The 25325-nt window shown below is 61.7% G+C and carries 21 protein-coding genes; 8 read left to right on the plus strand and 13 right to left on the minus strand.

All coding sequences use genetic code 11. From position 1 onward, the window contains the following. Positions 1–177 precede the first annotated feature (177 nt). Positions 178–312 carry a hypothetical protein gene (locus GSQ73_RS18105; protein WP_256371886.1) on the plus strand — a complete coding sequence of 45 codons (135 nt, stop codon included), beginning with the start codon at positions 178–180 and terminating at the stop codon, positions 310–312. Positions 313–345: 33 nt separating this feature from the next. Here GSQ73_RS18105 and GSQ73_RS06840 read toward each other — a convergent pair whose 3' ends face one another. The 5 genes from GSQ73_RS06840 to GSQ73_RS06860 form a co-directional block, all read right to left on the minus strand. After that, positions 346–3390, minus strand: coding sequence for a TonB-dependent receptor (locus tag GSQ73_RS06840; protein WP_158882342.1), 3045 nt, complete (start codon positions 3388–3390; stop codon positions 346–348). Positions 3391–3785: 395 nt separating this feature from the next. Further along, the gene (locus tag GSQ73_RS06845; protein ID WP_158882344.1) at positions 3786–5267 is read right to left on the minus strand and encodes a glycine betaine ABC transporter substrate-binding protein; all 1482 of its coding nucleotides are present in this window, start codon (positions 5265–5267) and stop codon (positions 3786–3788) included. Continuing rightward, positions 5264–6025, minus strand: coding sequence for an ATP-binding cassette domain-containing protein (locus GSQ73_RS06850; protein ID WP_158882346.1), 762 nt, complete (start codon positions 6023–6025; stop codon positions 5264–5266). Before GSQ73_RS06850 ends, GSQ73_RS06845 begins: the two co-directional genes overlap by 4 nt. A gap of 40 nt (positions 6026–6065) precedes the next feature. Beyond that, positions 6066–7313, minus strand: coding sequence for a phosphodiesterase (locus GSQ73_RS06855; RefSeq protein ID WP_158882348.1), 1248 nt, complete (start codon positions 7311–7313; stop codon positions 6066–6068). A 56-nt stretch (positions 7314–7369) separates the two neighbouring features. Further along, entirely contained in the window at positions 7370–8587 is a 1218-nt protein-coding gene (locus GSQ73_RS06860; RefSeq protein ID WP_158882350.1) for an HD-GYP domain-containing protein, read from the minus strand. A gap of 285 nt (positions 8588–8872) precedes the next feature. Between GSQ73_RS06860 and GSQ73_RS06865 the strand changes: the two genes are divergently transcribed. Beyond that, a complete protein-coding gene (locus GSQ73_RS06865) occupies positions 8873–11776 on the plus strand; it encodes a diguanylate cyclase (protein WP_158882352.1) in 2904 nt (967 codons plus the stop codon). A gap of 12 nt (positions 11777–11788) precedes the next feature. On the opposite strand, the gene GSQ73_RS06870 is transcribed toward GSQ73_RS06865, so the two are convergent. Together GSQ73_RS06870 and GSQ73_RS06875 are read right to left on the minus strand one after the other, a co-directional pair. Then, positions 11789–13450: a GMC oxidoreductase gene (locus GSQ73_RS06870; RefSeq protein ID WP_158882354.1), complete on the minus strand. Its 1662-nt coding sequence runs from the start codon at positions 13448–13450 to the stop codon at positions 11789–11791. 123 nt (positions 13451–13573) lie between these two features. Next, positions 13574–14290 carry a hypothetical protein gene (locus tag GSQ73_RS06875; RefSeq protein ID WP_254063306.1) on the minus strand — a complete coding sequence of 239 codons (717 nt, stop codon included), beginning with the start codon at positions 14288–14290 and terminating at the stop codon, positions 13574–13576. Here GSQ73_RS06875 and GSQ73_RS06880 point away from each other — a divergent pair. Next, entirely contained in the window at positions 14246–14776 is a 531-nt protein-coding gene (locus tag GSQ73_RS06880; RefSeq protein WP_158882356.1) for a PepSY domain-containing protein, read from the plus strand. The two genes, GSQ73_RS06875 and GSQ73_RS06880, sit on opposite strands and share 45 nt — an antisense overlap. A 54-nt stretch (positions 14777–14830) precedes the next feature. Here GSQ73_RS06880 and GSQ73_RS06885 read toward each other — a convergent pair whose 3' ends face one another. Continuing rightward, positions 14831–15328 (minus strand): hypothetical protein, encoded by a 498-nt coding sequence (locus tag GSQ73_RS06885; RefSeq protein WP_158882358.1) that lies wholly within the window; start codon positions 15326–15328, stop codon positions 14831–14833. Positions 15329–15393: 65 nt separating this feature from the next. Here GSQ73_RS06885 and GSQ73_RS18110 point away from each other — a divergent pair, with 65 nt between their 5' ends. After that, positions 15394–15522, plus strand: coding sequence for a hypothetical protein (locus tag GSQ73_RS18110; RefSeq protein WP_256371887.1), 129 nt, complete (start codon positions 15394–15396; stop codon positions 15520–15522). A 38-nt stretch (positions 15523–15560) separates the two neighbouring features. Continuing rightward, positions 15561–16043 carry a nuclear transport factor 2 family protein gene (locus GSQ73_RS06890; protein WP_158882360.1) on the plus strand — a complete coding sequence of 161 codons (483 nt, stop codon included), beginning with the start codon at positions 15561–15563 and terminating at the stop codon, positions 16041–16043. Positions 16044–16136: 93 nt separating this feature from the next. Here GSQ73_RS06890 and GSQ73_RS06895 read toward each other — a convergent pair whose 3' ends face one another. From GSQ73_RS06895 to GSQ73_RS06905, 3 genes are all read right to left on the minus strand, one after another. Continuing rightward, complete coding sequence (locus GSQ73_RS06895; RefSeq protein WP_158882362.1) at positions 16137–16562, minus strand: organic hydroperoxide resistance protein; 426 nt, start codon at positions 16560–16562, stop codon at positions 16137–16139. A gap of 82 nt (positions 16563–16644) precedes the next feature. Beyond that, positions 16645–17103, minus strand: coding sequence for a MarR family transcriptional regulator (locus tag GSQ73_RS06900; RefSeq protein ID WP_158882364.1), 459 nt, complete (start codon positions 17101–17103; stop codon positions 16645–16647). A gap of 41 nt (positions 17104–17144) precedes the next feature. Then, positions 17145–17822, minus strand: a complete 678-nt coding sequence (locus GSQ73_RS06905) for an alpha/beta hydrolase-fold protein (RefSeq protein ID WP_254063307.1) — start codon at positions 17820–17822, stop codon at positions 17145–17147. A 269-nt stretch (positions 17823–18091) separates the two neighbouring features. Here GSQ73_RS06905 and GSQ73_RS06910 point away from each other — a divergent pair, with 269 nt between their 5' ends. Continuing rightward, entirely contained in the window at positions 18092–19408 is a 1317-nt protein-coding gene (locus GSQ73_RS06910) for a hypothetical protein (RefSeq protein ID WP_158882368.1), read from the plus strand. 54 nt (positions 19409–19462) lie between these two features. On the opposite strand, the gene GSQ73_RS06915 is transcribed toward GSQ73_RS06910, so the two are convergent. Then, positions 19463–20779, minus strand: coding sequence for a sorbosone dehydrogenase family protein (locus tag GSQ73_RS06915; protein ID WP_158882370.1), 1317 nt, complete (start codon positions 20777–20779; stop codon positions 19463–19465). Next, positions 20772–21347, minus strand: a complete 576-nt coding sequence (locus GSQ73_RS06920; RefSeq protein ID WP_254063308.1) for a DUF2231 domain-containing protein — start codon at positions 21345–21347, stop codon at positions 20772–20774. The genes GSQ73_RS06915 and GSQ73_RS06920 overlap by 8 nt, the downstream gene beginning before the upstream one ends. 102 nt (positions 21348–21449) lie before the next feature. On the opposite strand from GSQ73_RS06920, the gene GSQ73_RS06925 reads away from it, so the two are divergent. Then, on the plus strand, positions 21450–23249 hold the full coding sequence (locus tag GSQ73_RS06925; protein WP_158882372.1) for an amidase: 1800 nt from the start codon (positions 21450–21452) through the stop codon (positions 23247–23249). Between the two features lie 98 nt (positions 23250–23347). Beyond that, positions 23348–25294: a peptidase M61 gene (locus GSQ73_RS06930; RefSeq protein WP_158882374.1), complete on the plus strand. Its 1947-nt coding sequence runs from the start codon at positions 23348–23350 to the stop codon at positions 25292–25294. Positions 25295–25325: the final 31 nt, after the last annotated feature.

Below are 25325 nucleotides of genomic sequence, written 5' to 3' on the forward strand. Positions count from 1 at the left end.
GTAACGACAGCCCGGCGCATGGCATCTGCCTTGCGTCGGGTTTTCGTTTTTGGAGTTCGATCGAGAGCCGAAGAAACATCCAGCCCGATGCTTCGATTTGCACGCTGTTGAACATGTCTCTCTCTGCTGGCAACACGTTGCAGGACATGGCCGCGCGACTGCAGGCGCATCTGAAACATGCTGGTCGACGCGACATCCGGCAACTGGCAAGCATTGTTCGCCGTGCTCAAAGCTGATGCATCAGCAGCGAGCAGCGGTGTTGATGCAGTCGATGTCACCAAAGAAAAAGACCAGGCATCCGCGCTGATATAACGGGGAGGGCACGCGGATGCCTGGCGGGGAAACTCAATAGTCGTAGCTGACGCTCAATCGCACGTAGCGTGGATCTTCACGATAGAGGGCCGTGCCGTATTGCGGATTGGGCGTGGTGCCGGTCAATACGGAATTGGGTTGCAGGAAAATCGGACGCTGCTCGTTGAGCACATTGAACACGTTCGCGTTGAAGGCCAGCTTGTGCGCAGCGAACGCGGGGCGATAGGTCACGCCCAGGTCGATACGGTGCGTCCATGGGAGACGGCCGTGGCTGCCGGGCGGTGAGGGCAAACCGTTGCACCAGTGATACGCGTTTCCGTAGCCGACCGGATCGCTGTAATCCGGACCGTAGGAACCAAGACAGATTTTCGGGTTGCCCGATTGCATGTCGATGTTGCCCGACGCCATCCATTCCGGCGTGAACTGGTAGTAGCCGTACAACTTGATCTGGTGCGTATGGTCGTTGTTCTGCGGCCCGTTGGTGTTTTCCATGATGACCGCGTTGTCCCAATCCTCCGTGGCCGAAGCGCCACCTTGCAGAAGATCGGAACGCAGCTGCCCTTCGGTGTTGCCGTAGCTGCGCGAGAACGTGTAGTCCAGACGTCCAAACCATTTTCCGTCGAACGGATGTTCGAGGAAAGTATCCAGTGCGTAGTAGCGGCGCTTGAGATGCGGAAAGCCGATCTCGTCGTTGCTCAGCGTGGTGGTGAACGGGTTGCCGGCTTTGTCGATCAGGGTGAACGTGTTGGCGCGACCGGGGTTGATCAGATAGCAACTGTTGGTGGAGCCGATCGTGTGGCCTTCGGCGGTGGCCTTGTCGGTCACCAGGTTGATGTCGCAGAAATCGTCGATCGCGTTGCGCAGGATGCGCTGGGTCAGCTTGGCGCCGTAGATCCAGTTCTGGCCGGCCGTTTTTGTGAAGCCGAGCATGAACTCATCCTGGTTTTCGGCCCCGATGTTTTTCGCCGTGACGGTATTCGGATCAGGCTGCTGGCCGAACGAATTGTTCGCAGAGACCGGCTCGGAAATCTGCGTTAGTCCGGTCGGTGTTCCATCCGGTGCGATGCCGCCATAGGTGTAGTACTGCTGCGTCGCGATGTATCCGGCCGCCGCGCCGGTGGCAGGATTGAGCGGGAGGCCGAGGTAATAACGGCCGGCATTGCCGAACACCTTGAAACTCGCATCGCCGTTGACGTCCCAGCTGAAGCCGAGTCGCGGCGCCCATTGCGGCTTCGTCTGCTTGATGAAGGCTTGGCCAGCCGGGTTGTAATCGGTGAACTGGTCGTTGCGCAGGCCCAGCGAAAACAGCCATCGATCCGTGGCCTGCCATTTGTCCTCGATGTATTGCGCACGTTGCGCGGAACGTACGGACACCACGCTGATCGCAACATTCTTCTGGACGTAATAACCGTCCTGACCGTTCGGATAATTTCCCGGCGCGGGTACACCCAGGCCACTGACGATCGGGGTTTGCGGCGTATCTGTGCGGCCGTAGCTCCAGCTGTAACCGGGGCCGGTGTTGAACGTGCCTTGGTCGTAGGCGTTCGCATTCTGGTTGTCGATACCCGCGCTGATGGTGTGGTCGCCGAGGTGATAGCTGACGTCGAAGCGCAAGTTGGTGGTCTTGTTGCTGCGGGTCGGATCCGACAGTGACGAGATTTGCGGATTGCCACGTGGCGCGCCGCCGGTGATTGCGGGGTTTTCGTTGATGGTGTTACTGACGTAGGTGAGGCTTGGATCGTAGACGCCGGGGAAATCGTAGTTGCGCGTATTCAACTGACCGTACATCGCGCTGATGGTCAGGTTGTCGGTGATGTAGCTGGTGTACTTGGCGACCCACAGATCGCCGCCGGTCTTGGTCGCGTCTTGCGGGCGGACGAAATCGCCGCGCGTTCGCGCGTTGTAGTCGTAGTCGTAGACCGAACCGGAACCGATGCGCTTGTCGCTCGCGCCGGTGAGTTCGAGGATATTGCTGTCGTTGATGTTCCAGTCGAGCTTGGCGTACCAGCGCGGGTCGGTGTAGCGGTAAGTCTGGTTGGGCGCCGACGTGGTCTCGACCGAATTGATCTGGTTGCCGGTTTCACGCTCGGCTTCCGCGGCAATGAAAAAGAACAGCTTGTCCTTGATCAGCGGGCCGCCAGCGTAAGCGCTGACGGTCGTGGTGGTCGCGTCGTTGCCGCTCTTCGGATCGTAGAGCGCGCCAGCAACGGGCGTGACGGGAAGGCCATTGGCGTAATACACGTCGCGCTCTTTCGCGCGGGCAAAATTCGGCTGCCACAGCACCTGCACGCCGAAATGCCAGTCGTTGCTGCCGCGCTTGCCGACCTGGTTGATGACGCCGCCATCCGATCGTCCGTACTGCGCGCTGTAGCCGCCGGTGTAAACCTCCTGCTGATCGATCGCACCGTACGGCAGCGTGAGCCCGCCAGCGGCATTGAGTGGATCGGTCGTGTTGAATCCGTTGATGTAATAGGCGTTCTCGCTGGCAGATGAACCGCCGAACGTGACCAACGGCTGGCCAGTTGCACTAGCGAAGTTGGCGGTATTGCGCGTGACGCCCGGCGCAAGTTGCGCGATCGATTCGGCGGAACGGCCCAGCGGAAGTTTCGCCAGTTGCTGGGCGGTGATCACCGTGCGCGAGTCGACGCTGGTGACGTCGATCGCCGGCAGCGCGTTGCCAGTCACGTTTACCGCGCTGAGCGCCGCCACGTTCGCGCCGCCAGGCGCTCCCGAAGTCGCCGACGCAGCAAATGACACATTGGTCGCGGAGCTGACGCGTAATTCCACATTGTTGCGGGTATCGACAACTTTGCCGGCCTGCTGCAACGACACGGTATACGTGCCCAGCGGCAACTGCGCCGCCACGTAATGACCGCGCGCATCCACCGGCACCTGACGAACGAGGCCGTTGCTGCTCTGGATCATCACCGAGTCGCCGGCGCGGTCAGCCACCTGACCGACGAGCGTGCCGGTGGTGGACTGAGCCAAGGCACCGCCGGCCATGCCGATGCCGGTGGTCAGCATCAGCGCGCGAACCAGCGGGCGCCTGCGAAATGGAGAAATGGACAAGGTGTTCATGAGGCTCCCTGATCGAAGCAACTACGGCACCTCAGCGAGGGGTCGGTGGTTCCTCGCCACCGATGATTGCCTTCATTTGCATCGATCCAAATTCGAGTCACACCAAGTCGGATTTGACGACTGGAGCAACGGGGTGGGTAACGCAACGGCGTGTTTGCCGGGATCTTTGTATCGATCCAAATAAAGAGTTACCGCAGAGGTTCCCCGGAGTCGAGCGCGAAAGGCAAAAACTTGCGACTGTGTCGTGAAACGGGACATTGCTCGAAGCGAATAAGCGTGTTGTGCGCAAAAATCCACGTTTTCTTCGCGTTATTCATGCAACGCAAATCAGATTTCAGTTAGAAAAATACGGAAGTGCGTGGTGCAGCCGATGAGTACGGACGCTGTCGCCGCTTCTATTGCCGCGCGTCAATGCGCAGCCCGCGCGGTGTCAGCCAGCGTTCGATCACTTCGAACAGGCCTTGCACCAGCAGCGCAAGCACGGCTGCAGGGATCGCGCCTTCGAGGATCAGGCTGACGCTGTCCAGCCGGATGCCGGTGAGGATCGTCTGACCGTAACCACCCGCGCCGATCAGCGCGGCAAGGGCCGCGGTGCCGACGTTGATCACCGCGGCCGTCTTGATGCCGGCAAGAATCGAGCGCGTCGCCAGCGGCAATTCGATGCGACGCAGGCGTACGCGCGGCGGGAGCCCGAGTGCGGCGGCGGATTCGCGCAGTTCCGGCGCAATGCCGACGAGTCCCGCGTGCGTATTGCGCACGATCGGCAGGAGGCTGTAGAGAAAAAGCGCGGCAACCGCCGGCCACGTGCCGATGCCGAGCAAGGGGATCATGAACACGAACATCGCCAGCGACGGCACCGTCTGCAGGATGCCGGTCATGCCGATGATCAACTGACCGAAACGTTTTAGCCGCGCGGCAAAAATACCCAGCGGAATCGCCAGCAAAATCGCGAGCCCCAGCGATATCGCCACCAGCCTTATGTGTTCTTCCGTGCGCTGCAAAAGTCGTTGGCGCAAGCCGTCATCGGAGTGATGGACATGCAGCCCGAGGAAATCCGCGGCCACTGCGTCTTCCTTCAAGCCCTGCAATTTCACCTTCGCGTTCATCGCGCGCATGGCATTTTCGTCGATGCGGCCGGCAAGCTGGTGGAGCGATGCAATGAAGGCCGGAGAACTCTGTTTCAACGCAAGCCGGTACAGATACACCGCTTCGTAGCGCGGGAAATAATGACGGTCATCGGTCAATGTGCGCAGGTGGTAATAGGGAATTTCGGCGTCGGTGCTGTAGAGGTCGATCGCATCGACGGCGCCGGATGCGACTGCGCGGTAGGACAGCGTGTGATCCAGTCCGCTCACATGTGTTTGCGGCAAGCCGTACCGTGTGCGCAAACCCGGCCAGCCATCGCCGCGATCCATGAACTCGTTGGAAAAACCCAGCCGCAAATCCGGATGTTTCAGCAGATCCGAAATCGTCGCGATGCCGAGTTGCGCAGCTTTGTCCGCTGGCACGCCGATGGCGTACGTGTTGTTGAAACCGAGCGACTCGGTGATGCCGATGCCCAGCGGTTTCAACCGCGCGCGCAGGGTCGGAATGTCCGCATCGACGGGGACCTCCTTCAGCAACTCCTGCGTCAGCGTGCCGGTGTATTCCGGATACGCGTCGATGTCGCCCTGTTGCAATGCGCGCCAGAGAATCGTGGTGCCGCCAAGTTCGCGCTGATGGATCGTGTCGACACCGGCTTGTCGCGCGCTCGCGCTGGCGATTTCGCCGAGGATCACCGACTCGGTGAACTGTTTCGATCCGATGCGTACGGGGCTTGCCTGTACAAGCGTCGAAAATATGTACGCGACCGCGATGAGGAACAAACCACGCATCATGACGCCACCGGCAGGCGTCGCTGTGCGTCGACGAAGCGCGACACGAATGCATTCGCCGGTCGTTCGCGCAAGTCGTCGAGGTCGCCGTCCTGCACCACGATGCCGCGATCGATCAGAACCAGCCGCCCGGCAAACCATGCTGCTTCCGCCAAGTCGTGCGTCACCACGATCACCGTCTTGCCGATCTGCCCGAAAATCTGCTTCAGCTCATCCTGCAATTCGTGCCGCACGATCGGATCGAGCGCACCCAGCGGTTCGTCCAGCAGCAGCGCGTCGGGCTCGGCCATCAGCGCTCGCATCAGGGCGACACGCTGCCGTTGTCCACCGGACAGTTCGGCCGGATAGCGCCCAAGCGCGCCATCGGGAAGATGCGTCAGCGCCGCCAGTTCGTTTGCGCGCTCGCGTATGCGTGATGGCTTCCAGCCCAGATGCTGCGGCAGCAACGCAAGGTTGCCCAGCACCGTGAGGTGCGGGAAAAGTCCACCTTCCTGGATCACGTAACCGACGCGTCGCCGAAGCTGCAACACATCGCTGCGTTGAAGTAGACGTCCGTCCACATGCACCGCACCTTCGTCGGGCCATTCGAGGCCAAGCAGCAAACGCAGCACGGTGGACTTGCCCGAACCACTGCTGCCGATCAACGCGGTGGTCGTGCCCGGTGCGAATGTCAGGTTGACCCGATCAAGCGCGGCCGCGCGACCGTAGTGCTTGCTGGCTGCTTCGAGGCTGAAGGCGATTCCCTGTTTCGGTTCGGTCATCGGCTGGCGCCACGCAATGCGACGTCGAGGACGACGTGTCTCATGGAACGATCAGGCCAGCGTTGTATCGGCTGACGAAATCCGTCGCGGGTTCCGGTCTGCCCAGGTGATAGCCCTGGCCGAAATCGCAGCCCATCTCGGTGAGCAGATCCTGCGTGGCCTGATCCTCGATGCCTTCGGCAACCGTGGTCAGGTCCATGTGATGGGCCATGTTGATGATGGCACTGACCAGTTTGCGGGTGTGCGTGTCTTCGCGCATCGCGCCGACAAGCGACTGGTCGATCTTCAACTCGGTCGCAGGGAAACGTCGCAGGTAGGCGATCGACGCGTAGCCCGCGCCGAAGTCGTCAATGGCGATGCGCACGCCGAGATCACGCAGGCGACGCAGCACTTGCATGCTCGATTCGAGATCGTTGACCAGCGCTGTCTCGGTTATCTCCACCACGACCGCGGTCGGCGGCACGCCCCAGATATCCAGCGCGCCAATGAGCTGCTCTGCGGTGCCGGTGCGACCGAAGACGCGCGGCGAAAAGTTGATGGCAAAACTGAGGCCGGCGCGCGCAGGAATGTTGGCGGCCTGACGCAAGGTGGCGTTGATGCTCCAGCGCGTCAGCGCAGAAATGAGGTCGCTCTGTTCGGAGAAGGGAACGAAGCTGGCGGGCGACACTTCGCCATGCTGTGCGCTTGTCCAGCGTGCCAGCGATTCGATGCCGGAAATGCGCTTGGCCTGAAGATCCCACACGGGCTGGAAAAACACCTGCAGTCGGTTCGCCTCGATCGCGTCGCGCAATTCTTCGTAGAAGATTTCCACCTGCGTGTCGTGCAGTTCGTAGATGGCGTGCAACTCGCCACGCCGCTGCGCTTCGTCCACCGCCATGCTTGCGCGTCGGCACAGCAGGTCGGCTCCAAGGCCGTGATCGGGATAGATCGCCGCGCCGGTGATCGCGCGAATCTGCCAGGGCGTGGCGCCGCTATCGAGCGGCTGTTCGAATGCCTGCGCGAGTCGGGCACTCGCCAGCAGGACGTGATTCTGGTTGAGCAAGCCGGGGAGGACGATGACAAAGCTGTCGTCGCCCGCGCGAAAAACCTGGTCCACCGGGCGCAGCGATTGCACGATCAGCTCGTGCACCTTCTCGCCGGCCTGTTCGCCTTGTTCGTAGCCGAAGCGCAGGCTGATTTCGCGCAGCCCCTGTACGCGAAGAAACATCACGGCCAGGCGGCCACCCTTGGCATCGGCATGATCGAGCCGTTGCTGAATCGCGTTGAATATCTGCGGCCGGTTCAGCATGGCTCAGCCCGTTTCCCTGGCGATCGGCATGCGTGCATTGAATCGGACGATGGCAGTCACTGCAGGAAGAGCGCGGACGCATCGATGTTGAAATCGCCGGCGGCGAGGCTGCGCACAATGTCGATGGGCGCGCGTTCGTCGTTGTGGTGCAGCAGGTCGACCTGGCGGAAATCCTGCGTTGGCTGCTTGTTCGCCGCGGTCAGTATCACGACCTTCGGTCGCAGTCGGCGCACCTGGTTCTGCGCCATCACCACGGCTACTTCGCCGGTGCTCAGTTCGACCAGCGAACCGGTGGGATAGACGCCGAGGCAAACCTGGAACTGCTCGACCATCTCGGACTGGAACAGCGTACCGCGCGCGGCATAAATCTGCCGCAGTGCCTGGTAGCGCGGCACCGCCGGACGATAGGGACGTCGGCTGACCATCGCGTCGTAACTGTCGATGATGCCGAGCATGCGCCCGGTGATCGGAATCATGGTGCCTGCAAGTCCTTCGGGATAACCGGTGCCGTCGTGACGCTCGTGATGCGTGCGCAGGATGTCCAGCACGTCCTGGTCGGTGATGTCCGAGTGCGAAACAATCTCCATGCCTTCGCGCACGTGTGCGCGCACGACATCGACTTCGCCCGGCGACAGCGAGCCCTGATATTGCAGCAGCGCTTCCGGCAGCCGCAGCTTGCCGACATCCATCAGCAAGCCGCCGGCGGCAAGGCTGAGAATGGTGTCTTCGGCGAAGCCGAGATGCCGCCCGAACGCGGCGGCCAATGCGCTGCAACTCACCGCGTGGCTGTATGAATAATTGTCGCGACGTCGCAGGCCTTCGACGAGAAAAAACGCATCGGCACTGCGCAGCACACTTTCCACCAGTGGTCGCACGGCTTGCTCGACATGCTCCACCGACAGCTCGCGTCCGCTGACGATGTCGTCGAAGATGCGATCCACCATGCGCGAAGCGTTGTCCATCGCCGCGCTGGCGCGGGACGCCTCCTGCTCGATCGTTACCTTGTCGACATATTTGATCGCGGCCTTGAAACGCGAGCCGGAAAGGCTCGTTCGCGTGAGCGTCTGGCGCGCATGGTTGGGCAGCTGCCTGCGCAGGTCGATGTAGACGTAATGACACAGACTACGAACGGCCTGGATGTCTTCCTCGCTGGCGAGCTCGATGCCCTGCAGTGGAAACGGCGTTTCCTCCCACGGCCGATCGAGTCGGCAGACGAACATGCCGACGCGTATCTCGCTCGTATCGATGCGCCGTTCTTCAAGCTCAAAAGCCACGCATAGCTACCATTCGGCTGATCGGGATGTTCAAAGCATCCTGCGTGGTCGCACTGCGAAATCGCGCGTACGTCGATGGCCTTCGTGGCACCCGCGGCAGCGTAGCAGCACTGGGGATGGCCGCGCCAAGGGTGCCGATGTCCCAGGCGGCATGGTGTACTGCGAGCACGAGCGGGTTTGGCAATCGAACGAGCTACGCCGCACGCGTGATCGACGCGTACAGGTTCGGTGTCAGAATACGAACGTCGGCCGGGGAGGCCGGCGGGAACTGGGGGCGCTGGTCGCATGCGGAAGCTGGTCTGGATCGCGGTGTCGTTGTGCGCGTGGATGCTGTCCACGATTGTGGCGCATGCGCAGCAATTCTCGATGCAGGCTTACGGCCGCAAGTCGGGCCTGGAAAGCCAGACTGTCAACGTGATGTTCCAGGACACGCGCGGCTTCGTCTGGGCCGGCACCGAAATGGGCCTGTATCGCTTCAACGGGTCCTCGTTCGAACGCATGCAGCGCGAAGAGGGTTTTGCCACCGGCGAATTCGTCAACGCCATCACCGAAGATCACCTCGGCCAACTGTGGGTTGCCACGCAATCGGGTTTGCGCGTGGGCGACAGCATGCATTTCCAGGCGGTCAACGTGGCTGGTCGGCCGATCATCACCGACGCCGGCCGGCGCATCGCCGCACTCGAGGATGGACGGCTTCTGCTGATCCACAACAACCGCGTGGAAGTGCTGTCGAAAGATGCGCGCGACAACTGGAAGATCGCGCCACTGTTCGATCAGGCGACGACCCTCGCGCATCCCGAACTCACCACCATCACGGCGATTCGCGCGATCCGCGGACATGTCTGGCTGGGTTGCGCGCGCAGCGTTTGCGACGCGAATGTCGACGGAAGCGTTCGTGTGCTGGGCGATGCCGACGGCGTGCCAAGCGACGTGTGGTCGGGCTTCAACCTCGACAGCACCGGCACGCTGTGGCTGCGTGGCACGCATTTCATTCGCGCACGCACGGCCAATGCAAAATTGTTCGAGAGCCGCGATATTCCCGGCGCGGAGATGGACGTCCTGACCGACGACATGGGTGTTGCCGAAGATCCGCAAGGGCGCATCCTCACGCGCACCAACAACGGCCTTGCGCTCTGGCACGACGGGCGCTGGAAAGTGTTCAAGCCAAGCAACGGTTTGCCCGATGTCGGCATCACCGCGTTGCTGTTCGATCGCGACGGCGACCTTTGGCTGGGTACATATGGCCGCGGCGTCTACCTGTGGAATGGTTACGGCGACATGGAAGGCTGGAGCAGTAGCCAGGGCATGGACACCGTGCCGGGCTGGTCGCTGCTGCGCGACGACAAGGGCCGCATGTGGTTCGGTAACGAACTCGGCGGTGAACTGCTCGATCCGGGCGCAACGCGCCTGCGTCCGTGGCCGGCGACGGTTACGCCGCCGCCGCGGCAGAACCTGAGCATGCAGAAGGCGGCCGACGGTGCGATATGGATCGGCGACTACGACGGGCGCATCCTGCGCAGCGATCCGCGCACTGGCGACATTGCGGTGGTGGCCAAGTTGCCGGTGTTCATCAAGGCGATCCATTTCGACCGGCAAGGCAAGTTGTGGATTGCCACGACGCAGGGCGTTTACGCGATCGATCAAGAGGGCGAGCCAGCGCACACGTTTCCGCAGGAGCAGATGCCGCCGTCGCCTTGTTCCGATATCGCCGAAGGCAACGATGGCACGCTCTGGTTTGCCTGCAATGCCGGCTTGCTGAGGTACGCGAACGGCAAAGGCATGTTGTTGCGGCCCTATGGCGCGGCAGTGCCTGGCGGTTTTATCGCGGTGGCCACGGACAAGAGCGGCGACTTGTGGCTTGGCGCCAACGAACCGGGCTTGTTTCGCGCACATGTGCAGGGCGACATGCTCGACGTTCAGCGCATCACCGATCGCTGGCTCGACAACACACTCGCCTATTTCATCCGTCACGATCGTCGCGGCTGGTTGTGGGTGGGCGGCGGGGCGGGCGTGGATGTCTATGACGGAAATCGCTGGGTGCATCTTTCGCAGGACAGCGGACTGCTGTGGGACGAGACCGGCGAAAACGCCTTCTTCGAAGACAACGACGGCTCGATCTGGATCGGCACGGCGATCGGCGCGAGCCACATCCTGCATCCCGAATCGGTATTCCGTCCGCGTCAGCACACGGTACTGATCACCGGCGTGACGCACGGCGATACGCAGTTGCGCAACGGAACGACCGTTGCGATGGATACGCAAGTCGCGCCGCTGAGGTTCCGCTTCGCGCGCATGGGTTCGGCGGCCGGCGGCACACCGCATTATCGATACCGACTCACCGGCACGCAGGCGGGTTGGGTCGATACCGCAGCCAACGAAGTGAACGTCGCCGCATTGCCTGCAGGCGATTATCGCTTCGAGATCCAGGCGATCGACGACGACCAGCGCGCGTTCTCGCCGGGCGCGACATTCGATTTCAGCGTGTTGCCGCCGTGGTGGTGGCGCTGGTGGTCGATCCTCGCGATGGTCGTGGTTGTCGCCGCGCTGTTCGCGCTCGCATGGCGCTGGCGCACGCGCGCGCTGACGGTGCAAAACCGGCGGCTGGATGTCACCGTGCAGCAGCGCACCGCAGAACTTCAGCGCGAGAAAAGCGAGCTGGAAGGCGCGCGCGCGGAGCTCTACGTGCAGGCGACGTTCGACGAACTCACTGGCCTACTCAATCGCCGTGCGATCCTGGAAAAGCTCGAGTACGCGCTCGCCAGTCCCAACAACCGGCGCAAGGGTTTCGCACTGGCACTGGTCGATCTCGATCACTTCAAGCGCGTCAACGACACCTACGGTCATCAGGCCGGCGACGCAGTGCTGCGCACGGTGGCGTTGCGGCTGGCGACGCATCTGCGCAGCAGCGACATGCTCGGCCGCTACGGCGGCGAAGAGCTGCTGATGATGATGGAGAACATCGACGAGGCGAACGCCACGCGACGACTGGAAACCCTGCGCAAGGAAGCCGGCAGCTCCACGCACGTGTGGGGCGAGGCGGATTTCAACGTGACCCTGAGTGTGGGGCTTGCATGGATCGGCACGGAAACCATCAGCATGCACGACCTGATCCTGCGCGCCGATCAAGCCCTCTACGCGGCCAAGCAGGGCGGTCGCGATCGCGTCGTGGTGGCCGGTCAGGAAGCCTGACGCATCAGCACGTCATCGTTGCAATGACGTCGTGGCTTGCAATGTATCGGCGAGTCGTTGTGCCAGTGCGACGATGGTCAACGTCGGAAACGCCCAGCCACCGGTAGGAAACACCGAACTGCCGGCGACGTGCAAATTATCGATGCCATGCACGCGACAATGGCGATCCACCACGCCATGGCGCGGATCGTCTGCCATGCGCGTCGTGCCCATGTGATGCGCGGTGCCATGCACTTTCGCTGGCGCGTCGTCGTCCAGCAACCAGGACTCGGGTTCGAAGCGGCCATTGCATGAGCGGGCCAGCTCGTCGCCAAACAACGTGGCAGCTTCTCGATAGGTGCGGCGGTCGATCGGCGTGAGTTGCCAGTCGATGCGCGCGCGGCGTTGCCCCAGCGCGTCGTGCTCGTCGCCGAGGGTGATGCGGCTGAGTGGATTCGGCGCCTGTTCGAAATAGCCGGTCAGCGCGATGTAATCACTCACAACCGTGGTGCGGTCACGCAGTTTGCGAACGAAGGCATGCGCAATATCACCGACGCCGAGGCCGATGCGAAGCATGAGTTTCGCCGTACTGTCGGTCGTGGTCGCGGCCGGTTCGTCGGACGCCTTGTCGTGCTTCATCGCCTGCCACATTTGCTCCGACAATTGCGCGCCCTCATCCTGCAACGGCTGTCGGCGTTTCGCGCGCAAGGCGCGCAGCGCGCGTATGCCATCCGGCAATCTGGCCTCCACCGGAAACGCATGGATGCGACCGTTCAACAAATGTCTCGCGTACTGCACCTGCGGCGAAAGACAGATCTTCGTATACAGCGGTGCGCGCCCTTCGCCATGATGCTGGTCATACGGACGGATCACGATGTCAGGCGAATCGGTAAAGAGCTTGCCGAGATTGCCGCATGGATGGTCCATGAAATAGCGACCGACCAGGTCGTGCTGGTTGCCCAGCCCTTGCGGCACCACCGAATTGGACAGCAACAGCAAGCGCGCATTTTCGATGCCGCCGCAAGCGAGCACGAAATGCCGCGCGCTCACTTTGCCGCGGCGTCCGTCGAGTGCACCGATGCGCGCGTGATCGATCGAAGCGCCATCCTCACGTGGCTGCAGTTCGAGCAAGTTGGCGTGCAGCAGCACGCTGATGTTCGACGCCTTTTCCAAAGTATTGCGATAGGCATCGCCGAAGAGGATCGGAGCGCTCACGAAACTCTGGTTGCTGAGCGTGGCATCGTCCAAAGGCAGCGGCGCGACTGACGGCGCCGTGGTGAAGGCGCCATCCACGATGTCATGCGTATCGATGCGGCAGAACACACGCACACGGTCGTACCATGGCGCCAATTCTGCATACGAGATTGGCCAGCCGCTGTCCGGCACCCAGTCGCGTTGCTCGAGATCGTGCTTGTTCAAAGGTACACAGCCGCCGCCCCAGAGATTGCAGCTGCCGCCGAACGCACGCATGCGCGAATGGTAAGAGTCGAAGGTGGGCGAACCGACGGATTCGCCCTCATGAAGTTTTTGGCTGATCCGTTCGCCCGCGAGCCCGCCGCTTTCAATGATGCAGATGCGAGTGGAGGTGCCGACGAAGGCATGCGCGATAGCGATGCCCGCAGCGCCGGCACCGATGATGCAGACATCCGTATCGATATTGGACGGCGTCGATCCGTCCAGGTAGTCGATGATCACGTGACCCCCTGAGTTCCTGTTTGCCACACCGCACGCCATCCCGTTGCGGTGCGCGCAGATTCTCTCAGAAGGGGGAAAACCACGTGAAGAGTCTTTCCGGCATAGGCCGAAAGTGACTGCAGATTACACAGTCGCACTGTTTGGCATTCTGCCGGCGCGACGCTGTGCGAACCAAGCGTTGATCAGTCCGAAAACAATCATCGAAAGCAGATTCTCGATCAGCAACCGCGCCGCGAAATGCGGTATCGATCCATGTCCCGCGCCGGAGAGCGGCACCACCACATAGTTCATGACCACGAAGGACACTGCGCCATACGCAGCGCCGGACATCACCCAGTGACGGGGCAGGGCAGGCAAGCGCCGCGCGGCAAGCACGAAGATTGCCGCGATGATCATTGTCATGGTCAGTTGCAATAGCAACCCAAGCAAGGCTGTCGACATGCCGCCGCCGTAGGCAGCCTTGCCGAGCACACCGCTGGCGATCGACTGCAGCACGATCATTGGCTGCGTGCGGTAGATCGCCATGGCGACGCCGACATCAAGCACACCGACGACGAGGCCGGCACCAAGGATCGCGGAAGGTTGCACACGGCTGGGAGAATTCATGGAGGGCATCAGGACTCCGTCAAGCGTTCGCGAAAAAGCGGCTGCGATCTTGCGCAACGCGGCGGGTGCGATCCAGAGCCAATTCGTTTCCGATTTGGACGTCCGAACGCCTTGATGAGACTGGTTCTCATTGGCGTTTTCCACGGAAACGGTTAAAGTCCGATGATCGACCTCAACGAAAGACCTTGCATGGCGCTCTCCCATCGATTCCTCAAAGCCGTCCGATCGATCCATCTTTATCTCGGCGTCTTCACCGCACCCGCGCTGATTTTTTTTGCGATTACCGGCGGCCTGCAGACTTTCAGCTTTCACGAAACCACGCGCGGCAGCGACTACAAGCCGCCGGCCTGGCTGGCCAGTGCGGCGCAGTTGCACAAGAAGCAAACGCTGGTGATGCCGGCGCGTCGGCCACGTCCCGAAGGAGTCGCCGCAGGCGCGGATGGTGCACGCACGTCACCGCCGCCGGCGCCGGTTACCGTGGATGCGCCTGCGGCGGAACATGCGAGCCCCGCCTCCGATCGACCCGCGGATAACGGTCAGGCAAAGCCGAAAAAGAACCTGCTGCCGATGAAGCTGTTCTTCGCGTTCATCGCGTTGAGCCTGCTGCTTTCCGTACTCACCGGGCTTTACATGGCGTGGCGATTCAGCCGCAGGCCGGCGCTGTTCAGCGCGGTGTTCGTCGCGGGCATCGCCATGCCGTTACTTCTGATGTTCTTCTGATCGGATGGATCACATGTACGTTACGCAGAGCCGCAATGTCACTGCATGTTTCGATCATGTCATCACGGTCGGTGTACTGAAGGGCAGTGGCACCGCTCCCGTGTCGACAACCCCCGCCTGCGCAGCATCCAGTTGCGGCTGCTCGCCATCCAGCACCAGCAGAATACGGCCGGCGGCAATTTCATCCTGAAACGTGCGACTGATGGCATCGGGCACGTCCAGCCCGATCAGCGCACCGGTCCAGGCGCCGACCGCAGCGCCGGCAACGGTCATTGCCGCGGCACCTGCCAACGTCAGCCCAAGCGGAGGGACGGCAATGGCGATCAATCCGAGCAGCAAACCACTGCCTCCGCCCAACGCCACGCCGCGCATCGCGCCGGGGCTCGAATCGTGATGGTCCGTCAATCGATGGTCGGGAATTTTCTCAATCTCGATGTCATCGCGCGCTACCAGCGAGATGTCCTTGTCGGCGATACCGGCGCTCCTCGCTGCGCTCATGGCAGTGCGCGCCGTGGTGAGATCGGGCGTGCTGAATACGCGTCGGGTTTTCATGAGTGATCCTCCGCCTCGCGTTGCATGGGTCACGCATATCGTCGTGCAGTGTTCGTCAGCAGGACGTGACCCTCTCGTCAAAGTCGGCGATGACAAGCGTGCCGCTGCTTTCGGCACAGGAAACATGGGTCATGGAAGGCTATGGTTTGTCGATCGCTGATGCGTTGGGTATCGACTATTGCGGGCTGCTCTGAGCTGTCGCGTCTTTCATGATTCACGAAGGGAACAAACCATGGATCGATGGCTGAAAATCTCGTGCGCCGTTGCCGTTGCCGCACTGTTGAGCGCGAATTCGCACGCCGCGGACGCATACACGGCAGAGCAGCGCGCCGTGCTCGCGCCAGTCAATGCGCTATTCGACGCGATGGTGAAGCACGATGTCCATGCATCGCGAAAACTGATTCTCACCGGCGCTTCGTTCGTGGTGGTGAAATCCGATGGCAACGTGCTGATGGAGCATGACGCGGACTACCTCGACGCACTGGCGAAACACAAGGAACAGTTTCGCGAGCGCATCTGGGATGCACAGGTCACCGTGGGCGACAACATCGCGCAGGTCTGGGCGCCGTACGATTTTCACCTCGATGGCAAGCTCACCCATTGCGGCATCGACGTCTTCAGTCTGGTGCGCACGAAAGACGGCTGGCGCATCGCTGGCATCAGTTACAGCACGCAGAAGACAGGCTGCAAATCAAGTCCTCTCGACAAGTTCTGATACCGGGCGGCTGTCCAAGGTGCGCCGATGATTCTCGAAAAGACGGCGGCCTTGAGGCCGCCGTCTTCGTCAGCGCCTATGCAATCGTCAAACTCAGACGATGGTGAGCTTCACGTCGATGTTGTTGCGAGTGGCGTTGGAGTAGGGACACACGATGTGTGCTTTCTGCACCAGCGCCTCGGCGTCAGCGCGCAGCATACCGGGAATCGAAAAAGTCAACTCGACCTCGATGCCGAAGCCGGTGGCAATTTGGCCGATGCCGACTTGTCCGGTCACCTGAGTTTCCGCCGGCAGCTTCAGCTTTTCCTGCGTGGCGACATACTGCATCGCGCCCAGGAAACAGGCGGAGTAGCCCGCGGCAAACAGCTGCTCCGGGTTGGTGCCGTTGCCGCCGGCGCCACCGAGTTCCTTCGGCGTGCTCAGCTTGATGTCGAGCACGTTGTCGGAAGAAACCGAGCGGCCGTCACGACCGCCAGTAGATGCAATTTTGGAGCGATACAGGACTTTCTCGATGGACATGATGTTTTCTCTGGTGGGTTGCCTGGGTTATTAATAGTGGGCTATTGAATAGCAAGCTATGTATCTGTTTGAAAAAAATGGATCAGTTATCGATCGACAGACGGCTGCGCAGGTTGTGCAATTCGTTCTTCAAATGCCTCAGCTCGGCTGGCGTGCACTGCGTGGCACAGAAAACCGATTCCTGCACCTTGCCAGCCTTGGCCTTGAGGGCCTTGCCGCGTGGAGTGAGGCCGATCACCACATGTCGTTCGTCATCGCGCGAGCGCAACCGGGTGACCAGGCCCAGGCTTTCCAGCCGTTTGAGCAGCGGTGTCAACGTGGCGGAGTCGAGAAAAAGCCGCGCCCCGATCTCAGACACGCTCGGGCTCTCGTCCTGCCACAGCACCATCATCACCAGATACTGCGGGTAAGTGATGCCCAGTGGCTTGAGCTTGCTTCGATACACCTTGTTCATCGCCAGCCCGGCGGCATAGAGCGCGAAACACAGTTGCGCATCCAGCTTTGGCGCGGTGTCAGCAGTTGATGTCCGTACGGTAGCCATGTCGGTAATTTACATAGCGCGCTATTTGATTGCAAGCGATTTTATTTTTGTGGCTGATCCGCAGCGCGCAGCAACTCGGCCATGGCTGGTTTCCACAACGTCCAGTTGTGGTCGCCGGGCAACATGCGCACGTGACCGGCAGGTAGTTGTGGACTCATCAACTCGATCGGCGCACGCAAACGTTCGCTTGCGCCATAAGCGAGCCATACGCCTCGCGTCCGCGCCGGCTGGTTCGACCACTGCTTCATGTAGCGCCACAGCTCGCGTGAGTAAGTCGCCGGCCCCATCGTTTGCGCCGGGCCCGGATTCCATGCGGAAAGTCCGCCGGCGTTGCGCACCGCTTTCGGGATGTCGCTTTCGCCGAGGTAGGGCGACAGCAGCAGCATGCCGTCTGCTTCGCCGGGATAATCGCGGTCGTACATCAACGTACCCATGCCGCCCATCGAGATGCCGGCCAGCCACACCTGTCGATAGCCATGACGTTTCAAGGGCAGCAGCACTTCATCGTGCAGCCGCCGCGTGGCCACGCCGTTTGTGTAGAACGGCATCGTGAGACCGACCAACATCACGTCGGCGTCAGGCCATTCGCGCTGGATGATTTGCGCCACGCCCTGTTTCTGCAATCCGTGCAGATCGTCGCCGCGACCGGGAAGCATCACCACGACGCGTTGTGCGGGCCGGGTCGCACGCACCAGTTCGGTCGGCAGCGGCCTGGTCACGTCACCAGGTGCTGCGCAACCAGCAATCGCCACAAGCGAGAGCATCAGGAAAGAGGCGGGCAACCAACGAAGAGACATGGAACGAGGTGTGATCACTGCGCTTGATCCTTGGGGCCATGAAACATTCTTCACACGCCGGCGTATGGCCTGCGTGAGTAAGAGCCATGCTCAAGTGACCAAGGGCATCGCCTGGGTGTCATTGGGCCGACAAGGCAGCGCACACAGCGCAACATCGGTACCATCGCGGCACCAGATCGGAGCGAGCCGGCATGACCACCATCGATCCCACCACGCCGCCCGCAGCAGAATCAGATCAGCTGCCCAAGCACACCACGCCTACGTGGGAAGTCGAGCTGCTGATCTCCGGCGTTGCCGTGTTTGCCATGCTGCAGTTGCCCGGCTGGCTCGACGATCGATATTTCGCGTTGTTCCCGCGCTTCAATGCCGATTGGGCGGTGATGCTGATGATGACCTACCTGTACCTGAAAAGTGCGGCGGTGATCCTGGCCATTACGTTTGCGCTGCATTTATCGCTGCGCGCGCGCTGGATCGCGAAAGTCGGCATGCATTCGGTTTATCCCGAGGGCGTGCGCTGGGAAAAACACCGCGTCGGACCGATACAGATGGAGATGGAAAAAAACCGCGACGGCAACGCGTTGCTGTCCATCGAACGTGCCGACAATCAGGCCACCATCATTTTTGCACTGGGCGTCGCGCTGGCAGCGAGCCTGCTCATGCTGACGATGCTGGTGGTTTGCGGCTTCATTCTCTCGCTGGCGTTCACCTGGTTGAGCGGCAGGCATACCCCGGCCGGTCCGTTGTTCCTCATCTGCATGATGGTGGTGATTGCGCCATTGGTGTTGCTCAAAAGTTTCGATCGGCTCTATGGCGCGCGTCTGAGTCAGCATGGTGCGCCACGACGCTGGCTGGCGAAGACACTGAACTTCTACGATCGCGTCGGCTTCGGACAGCGGTCCGGCGTGATGGCACTACTCGCGAGTCACGCGAACAGCCGCTTCCAGCAGTTATTTCTTTTTCTGATCTTCGGTGGCTTGACCGCCGCCGTGATGTTTCAGCTCAACACGCTGCAATCGCCGCAGCGGCTAGGCAGCTATCAGCTTTTTCCGAAAGCCGTCAACGGTGCGCGCGACATTCGCGGCGCGCATTACGACGATCAGCGCGACGCCGTGCATGATCCGGCCGTACCTTACGTGCCCAGTCTGGTGGTCGCCGGCCCTTACCTTCAGTTGATGGTGCCGTTTCAGCCCACCGAAGACACGCCGGCGCTCCAGAAACTTTGTCCAGCCGCCGTCGTTGCGGGAGAGGTTGCTGCACGGACGGCGTCCACGCTCGATTGCCTGGCGCGCATCCACCCAGTCACGCTTGACGGCGTTCCAATGGCCGCACTGCACTACGACGTTGCCAGCGATCCACGCACCCAGCGGCCGGCATTGCAGGCAATGATCGATGTGCGAGCACTCGCCTCGGGTCGCCACGAACTGCGCGTAACGCGCGCACCGATCGGTGAATTCCGCAGGGACGAAAGCGACGGCGGTGGCGAGGATGTGATTCCCTTCTGGCATTGACTCGCGTCAGGTGAGCGAAGAGCTGACGCTGTGGTATCGGAAAAAAAGCGAAGCTCAGTGCCCGCTCGCCGTCACTCGCCACACCGAGTCCCCCACGTCGTCCGCGACGACCAGCGCGCCCTCCTTGTCGAGCACCAGTCCGACCGGGGCGCCGAACAACTGCTTCTCGTCATCCGAGTAAAAACCGTTGACGACTGTTTGCGGAATGCCGACCGGTTTGCCTTGCTGGAAGGCGACGAACACGACGGCATAACCGTTCAGCGGTGTGCGATTCCAGCTGCCGTGCTCGCTGATGAAAGCGCCGGTGTGATATTGCGCGGGGAGCGCGTTGTCGGCGGAAATCAGCAGTCCGAGCGGCGCCACGTGTGAACCGATGGCGTAATCCGGCTTGATCGCCTTGGCCACCATGTCCGGCCGCTGCGGCATCACGCGCGTGTCCACATGCTGACCGTAGTAACTGTAGGGCCAGCCATAGAAAGCGCCATCCTGCACAGACGTCAGATAGTCGGGCACGAGGTCGGCGCCGATTTCGTCGCGCTCGTTGGCGACGGCCCAGAGTTTGCCGGTGCTCGGTTCCCATTGCAGCCCGGTCGGATTGCGCAAGCCCGAGGCGTAGATGCGGCTTGCACCGGTGGCGACGTCGACTTCGAGTACGTCGGCGCGGCGGTATTCCACGTCCAGTCCGTTCTCGGTGATGTTGCTGTTGGAGCCGACGCCGACGTATAGCTTCTTGCCATCCGCACTCGCCAGCAGCGGTTTGGTCCAGTGGTGATTGATGGTGCTGGGCAGGTCGGTGAACGGCGCACTGGGTGCGTTGATCTGCGTTTCGCCGGCGACGTAGGGGAATTTCACGATGCCATCGGTGTTGGCTACGTAGAGCGTGTCACCGATCAACTGCACGCCGAATGGAGAATTGAGATTCTGGATGAAGACATGCTTCTCCCATTCACCACCACCATTTTTCTTGCGCAGCAAGGTGATCTGGTTGCCGCCGGCGGCACTCTTGCCGGAGCGCGCCGTCACCAGCCCGGCGATCAGCTGCTTGGGCGTGGTGACCGGTTCGGTCTCGGGGCTGTTGGCTTCCACAACCAGGATATCGTCGTTCGGCAGCACGTAAAGTTGGCGTGGATGTTTCAGGCCGCTGGCGATTTTTTCGATCTGCAGACCCGCGGCGACCTTCGGCGTCTGGCCCGGCTTCCAGTTCGCTTTTTCCGGTACCTGCATCGGCGGTGTCAGGAAGCGCCGTGGTTGCGGCAGGGTTGGATCGCTGCCGGATTGTTGTGCCGAATTCATCGATGCCTTCTGATTGCAACCGGTCAGGATGCCGGCGAGCGCGAATGCCAGTGCGCCATGGCGAATGAGCTTATTCATGGACGAAATCTCCCTTGGCGTAACGCGGTTGCAAGGCCATCACGACGTAGCTCACGCACAGCAGAAGCACCGTGCACAGCGACAGCCAGACATTGGCGGGAACGATTTCGTAGGCATCGCGGCTGTGCACGAAAGCGTTGAAGATCGCCGCGATGATGGCCAGCAGGTTGAGCCAGAAATCGAACCGGTCCGCGCGCGTGGCGTAGCGCCTGGATGTGATCCACACCTGCGCCAGATTGATCAACCTCGGCACGATCGCGAACAGCAATCCGATGACAATGAGCCACGAGGCGCTTTTTCCCCACATCACCACGCCGGTGTGCGCGTAAGTGACATCGAAGATCAGCGCGGCGACGAAGAAGCCGAACGGGATCGGATTGAGAAGGCCGTAGATGGCATTCGCAAAAAAGGAGCGACGCGGCGCGGCAAGAGAGCTCATGGCAACGGTCTCGGGCAGGAGGAATGGGAAAGCACGGACCTTCCGTTCGTCCGCTTCAGCGCGAACGCTAGTCGCGCGGGTGTGTACGACACGTCGGGACGCGGCGCAGGAAATAACGAAGCGCCACACATGCAACTCGCGTGAAACGTTCGTGCAAGTGATACTGGCGGGACGCACTTGTACGCGTCCGCCGGCGCTTGCGATCAGATGCGATATGACCAGGGGGACATCATGAAAACGCGTCGCGAATTTATTGCCCGTGCTCCGCTCGGCCTGCTCGGCCTGGCCGTGGCTTCCCGCATCAAGGCCGACGATGTCGATCCTCTGAAGCCGCCGCCGGGCACGCCCGGTGCGTTCAACACCGCGCCCGCGGTCGGACCGGAAGTAACCATCGCGACGTTCGCCGAAGCGGAGAAGCTGGCGCAGATCGCACTGACGCCCGCGCAGCGCACCATGGCCGCGGCCAACTGGCGCACGTCGATGGCGAGCATGCTCGAACGGCGTACCGGGCCGCGCAAAGTCGCGCTGGAAGATGGGCTCGCGCCTGCGACCGTGTGGAACCCGACCTTGCCCGAAAGCACGTCGGGCCCGGCGCACGATCGCTTTGCGCCAAGCCAGCGCGATCCGGGACCGCTGCCATCGAAGGACGATGACATCGCTTTTTCGCCGGTATCGCATCTGTCGCATTGGGTCCGCACGCGCAAACTCAGCTCGGTGCGGCTGACAAAGATCTACCTCGCGCGCATCAAGCGTTTCGATCCGAAACTGCGCTGCATCATCACGCTGCTGGAAACGCAGGCGCTCGCGAAAGCTGCGCAGGCCGATCGCGAAATCGCGGCGGGAAATTATCGCGGACCGCTGCACGGCATTCCGTTCGGCGTGAAGGATCTGCTCGACACCGCCGGCATTCCAACGACCTATGGCGCCGAACCGTTTCGTCATCGCGTGCCGACGGCAGATGCCACCGTGGTCAAGCGGCTCGACGATGCGGGCGCCGTGCTGATCGCCAAACTCAGCATGGGCGCGCTTGCGCTCAACGACATCTGGTTCGGCGGCCAGACCATGAATCCGTGGTTGTTGCAGGAGGGCGCGTCCGGTTCCAGCGCGGGCCCCGGCGCGGCGACGGCCGCGGGGTTGGTGGGCTTCGCCATCGGCAGCGAAACCGGCGGCAGCATCGTGAGTCCGTCGATGCGTTGCGGTGTCACTGGCTTGCGCCCGACGTATGGCCGCGTGCCACGCACCGGCGCTATGACCTTGTGCTGGAGCCTGGACAAGCTCGGCGCAATGACGCGTTCGGTGGAAGACACGATGCTTGTGCTGCATGCCATCAGCGGCCCCGATGGCATCGATGTGGCGAGCGTTCCCAGCCATCTCGACTACGACGCCGATGCGTCGGTCAAGGGTCTCAAGGTTGGCTACTTTCCGGCGTGGATGAAGCAGGATCCGGCAACCGACGTCGATCGCGCATCGCTTCAGGCATTGCGCAAGCTCGGCATGGTGCCCACCGAAGTGAGCTTGCCGGACTGGCCGTACGACTCGCTCAACCTGATCCTGTTCGCCGAATCGGCTGCGGCGTTCGAGGAGCTCACGCTGAGCGGCAAAGCCGACGAACTCGGCGTGCAGACGCCCGATGCCTGGCCAAATCTTTTTCGCGAATCACGCTTTCTGTCGGCGGTGGATTTCGTGCAGGCCGATCGCTTGCGCCGCAAGGTGGCCATCGAAATGGCGCGCGTGATGTCGAGCGTGGACCTGCTGCTGGTGCCATCGTTGCGCGACGAAATGCTGGTGATCAGCAACAACACCGGACACCCTTCGCTGACCCTGCGCACGGGTTTCGTCGAAGTGGCACAGGCGCGCAGCGACTGGGCGCCCGACCCGAAGCATCCGCTGCCCACATTCTCGCCGCCGCGCCGTGTGCCCTACGGCGTGACCCTGATTGGACGTCTATTCGACGAAGGCACGATCGCGCGGGCAGCGCTGGCGCTGGAACGCGAGATGGACGTGGCGGCGGAGCGGCCACCGGGTTTCTGAGGAGCAGCGTTGGGCTGCCATCCGTGTCGATGCTGCGATCTTTATCGGGGCAGGGTGTTACGTTGCGCCATTCCAGAACTTTCCTGCAGGAGCTTTGCATGTCACGTTTCCGCTTTGCCGAGCCGTTCCCCAATACGCATGCGAGCAATGTGCGTTTCGCGTTTGCGGTTTCGATCGCACTGGCCGTGGGTGCGGCGAGTGCGCAGTCGCGAACGGACACGGTGCCGCCGCCGCAGGACACAGCGTATCCCGGCACGATTGCGCTGCAGGTCGATGCCAGCGACACGGTGCAGGGTATTTTCCGTGTGCACGAAAGCATTCCGGTGAAGGCGGGCGCATTGACGCTGCTCTACCCGCAATGGATTCCCGGCGATCACTCGCCCACCGGTCCGATCGCGATGCTTGCCGGACTTCGGCTCAGTGCCAACGGGCAACCGCTGGCGTGGAAGCGCGACAAGTACAACGTCTACGCATTCCACCTCGACGTGCCGGAAGGCGTATCGAGCATCGACGTCAATTTCCAGTACCTGTCCGAACGCAACGACGGCTTTGAAATCACCGACCGCATGATGGACATGGAGTGGAGCAAGGTGTCGCTGTATCCGGCGGGCTATTTTTCGCGCGGAATCACTTTCGCGCCGAGTGTGAAACTCGCGCACGGATGGCAACTCGGCACAGCGCTCGAAACGGCATCGCAGTCGGGCGATACCACGGCATTCAAGCTGGTGACGTTCAACCATCTTGTCGATTCGCCGATCTATGCGGGTCAGTATTTCAAGCGCGTGGACCTCACTTCGGCCGGCGGTGCGCCGGTGCACATGGACATCGTGGCGGACGCTCCGAAGTTTCTGGAAATGACGCCGGAACAGTTGAACGCGCATCGCGCGTTGGTGAAGCAGGCGACCACCGTATTCGGTTCGCATCATTACGATCATTATGATTTCCTGTTTTCGCTGTCCGACCAACTGGGCGGCAACGGCACCGAGCACCACCAATCCAGCGAGGATGGACTGGGCGCTGACTACTTCACCGCATGGAGCGAGAACGCGCCCGATCGCGATCTGCTCGCGCACGAGTACGCGCATTCGTGGAACGGCAAGTTCCGTCGTCCGGCCGATTTGTGGACGCCGAATTTCAACGTGCCGATGGGCGATTCACTGCTGTGGGTCTACGAAGGCCAGACGCAATACTGGGGCTATGTGCTGACTGCGCGTTCGGGACTCTGGTCGCAGCAGCAGTTCCGCGATGCGATCGCCATGACGGCGGCGAACTACCAGCGTAATCGCGCGGGTTTCCAGTGGCGCACGCTGGAGGACACCACCAACGACCCCACCGCCGCGCGTCGTTCCAGCCTTCCGTATCGCAGCTGGCAGATGAGCGAGGACTACTACAGCGGCGGTCAGATGGTGTGGATGCAGGTAGACAGCAAGCTGCGCGCGCTCACGCATGATCGCAAGTCGCTGGACGACTTTGCGCGTGCGTTCTTCGGTGTCGACAACGGCAGCTATGTCACCAAAACGTACACCTTCGACGACGTGACAACCGCACTGAATGGCGTGGCTCCGCATGACTGGGCGAGTTTTCTGCACGCACGCGTCAGCTCGATCAATCCACCGCTCGACGGCCTCGAAGGCAGCGGCTGGAAACTGGTCTACACCGACAAGGAAAGCGATTACGAAAAGCAGTACAACAGCCGTCCGGAACCGCCGCGCCATCTCTACAACTTCACCTGGTCGATCGGCCTGACCATGGCGGACCACGGTCTGGTGAACGATGTGAACTGGAACGGCGCGGCGTTCAAGGCCGGCGTCAGCACCGGCTCCACGGTGGTTGCGGTGAATGGTCAGGACTATTCGGAAGACGTGTTGAAAAGCGCGATCACCGCGGCCAAGGGCAACGCATCGGGGATCCGGCTGCTGCTGAAATATCAAGGCACCTATCGCACCGTTTCGGTGGACTACCACGGCGGTTTGCAATACCCGCATCTGGTTCGCGTGGAAGGCACGCCGGATTATCTCGGCGAGGTGGGTGCGGCGCGGAAATAGCTGAAACGGCAAGGCGCTCCATCGGCCACAT

Origin of the sequence: Rhodanobacter sp. L36 (assembly GCF_009765755.1) — a bacterium.
Lineage (GTDB): Bacteria > Pseudomonadota > Gammaproteobacteria > Xanthomonadales > Rhodanobacteraceae > Rhodanobacter.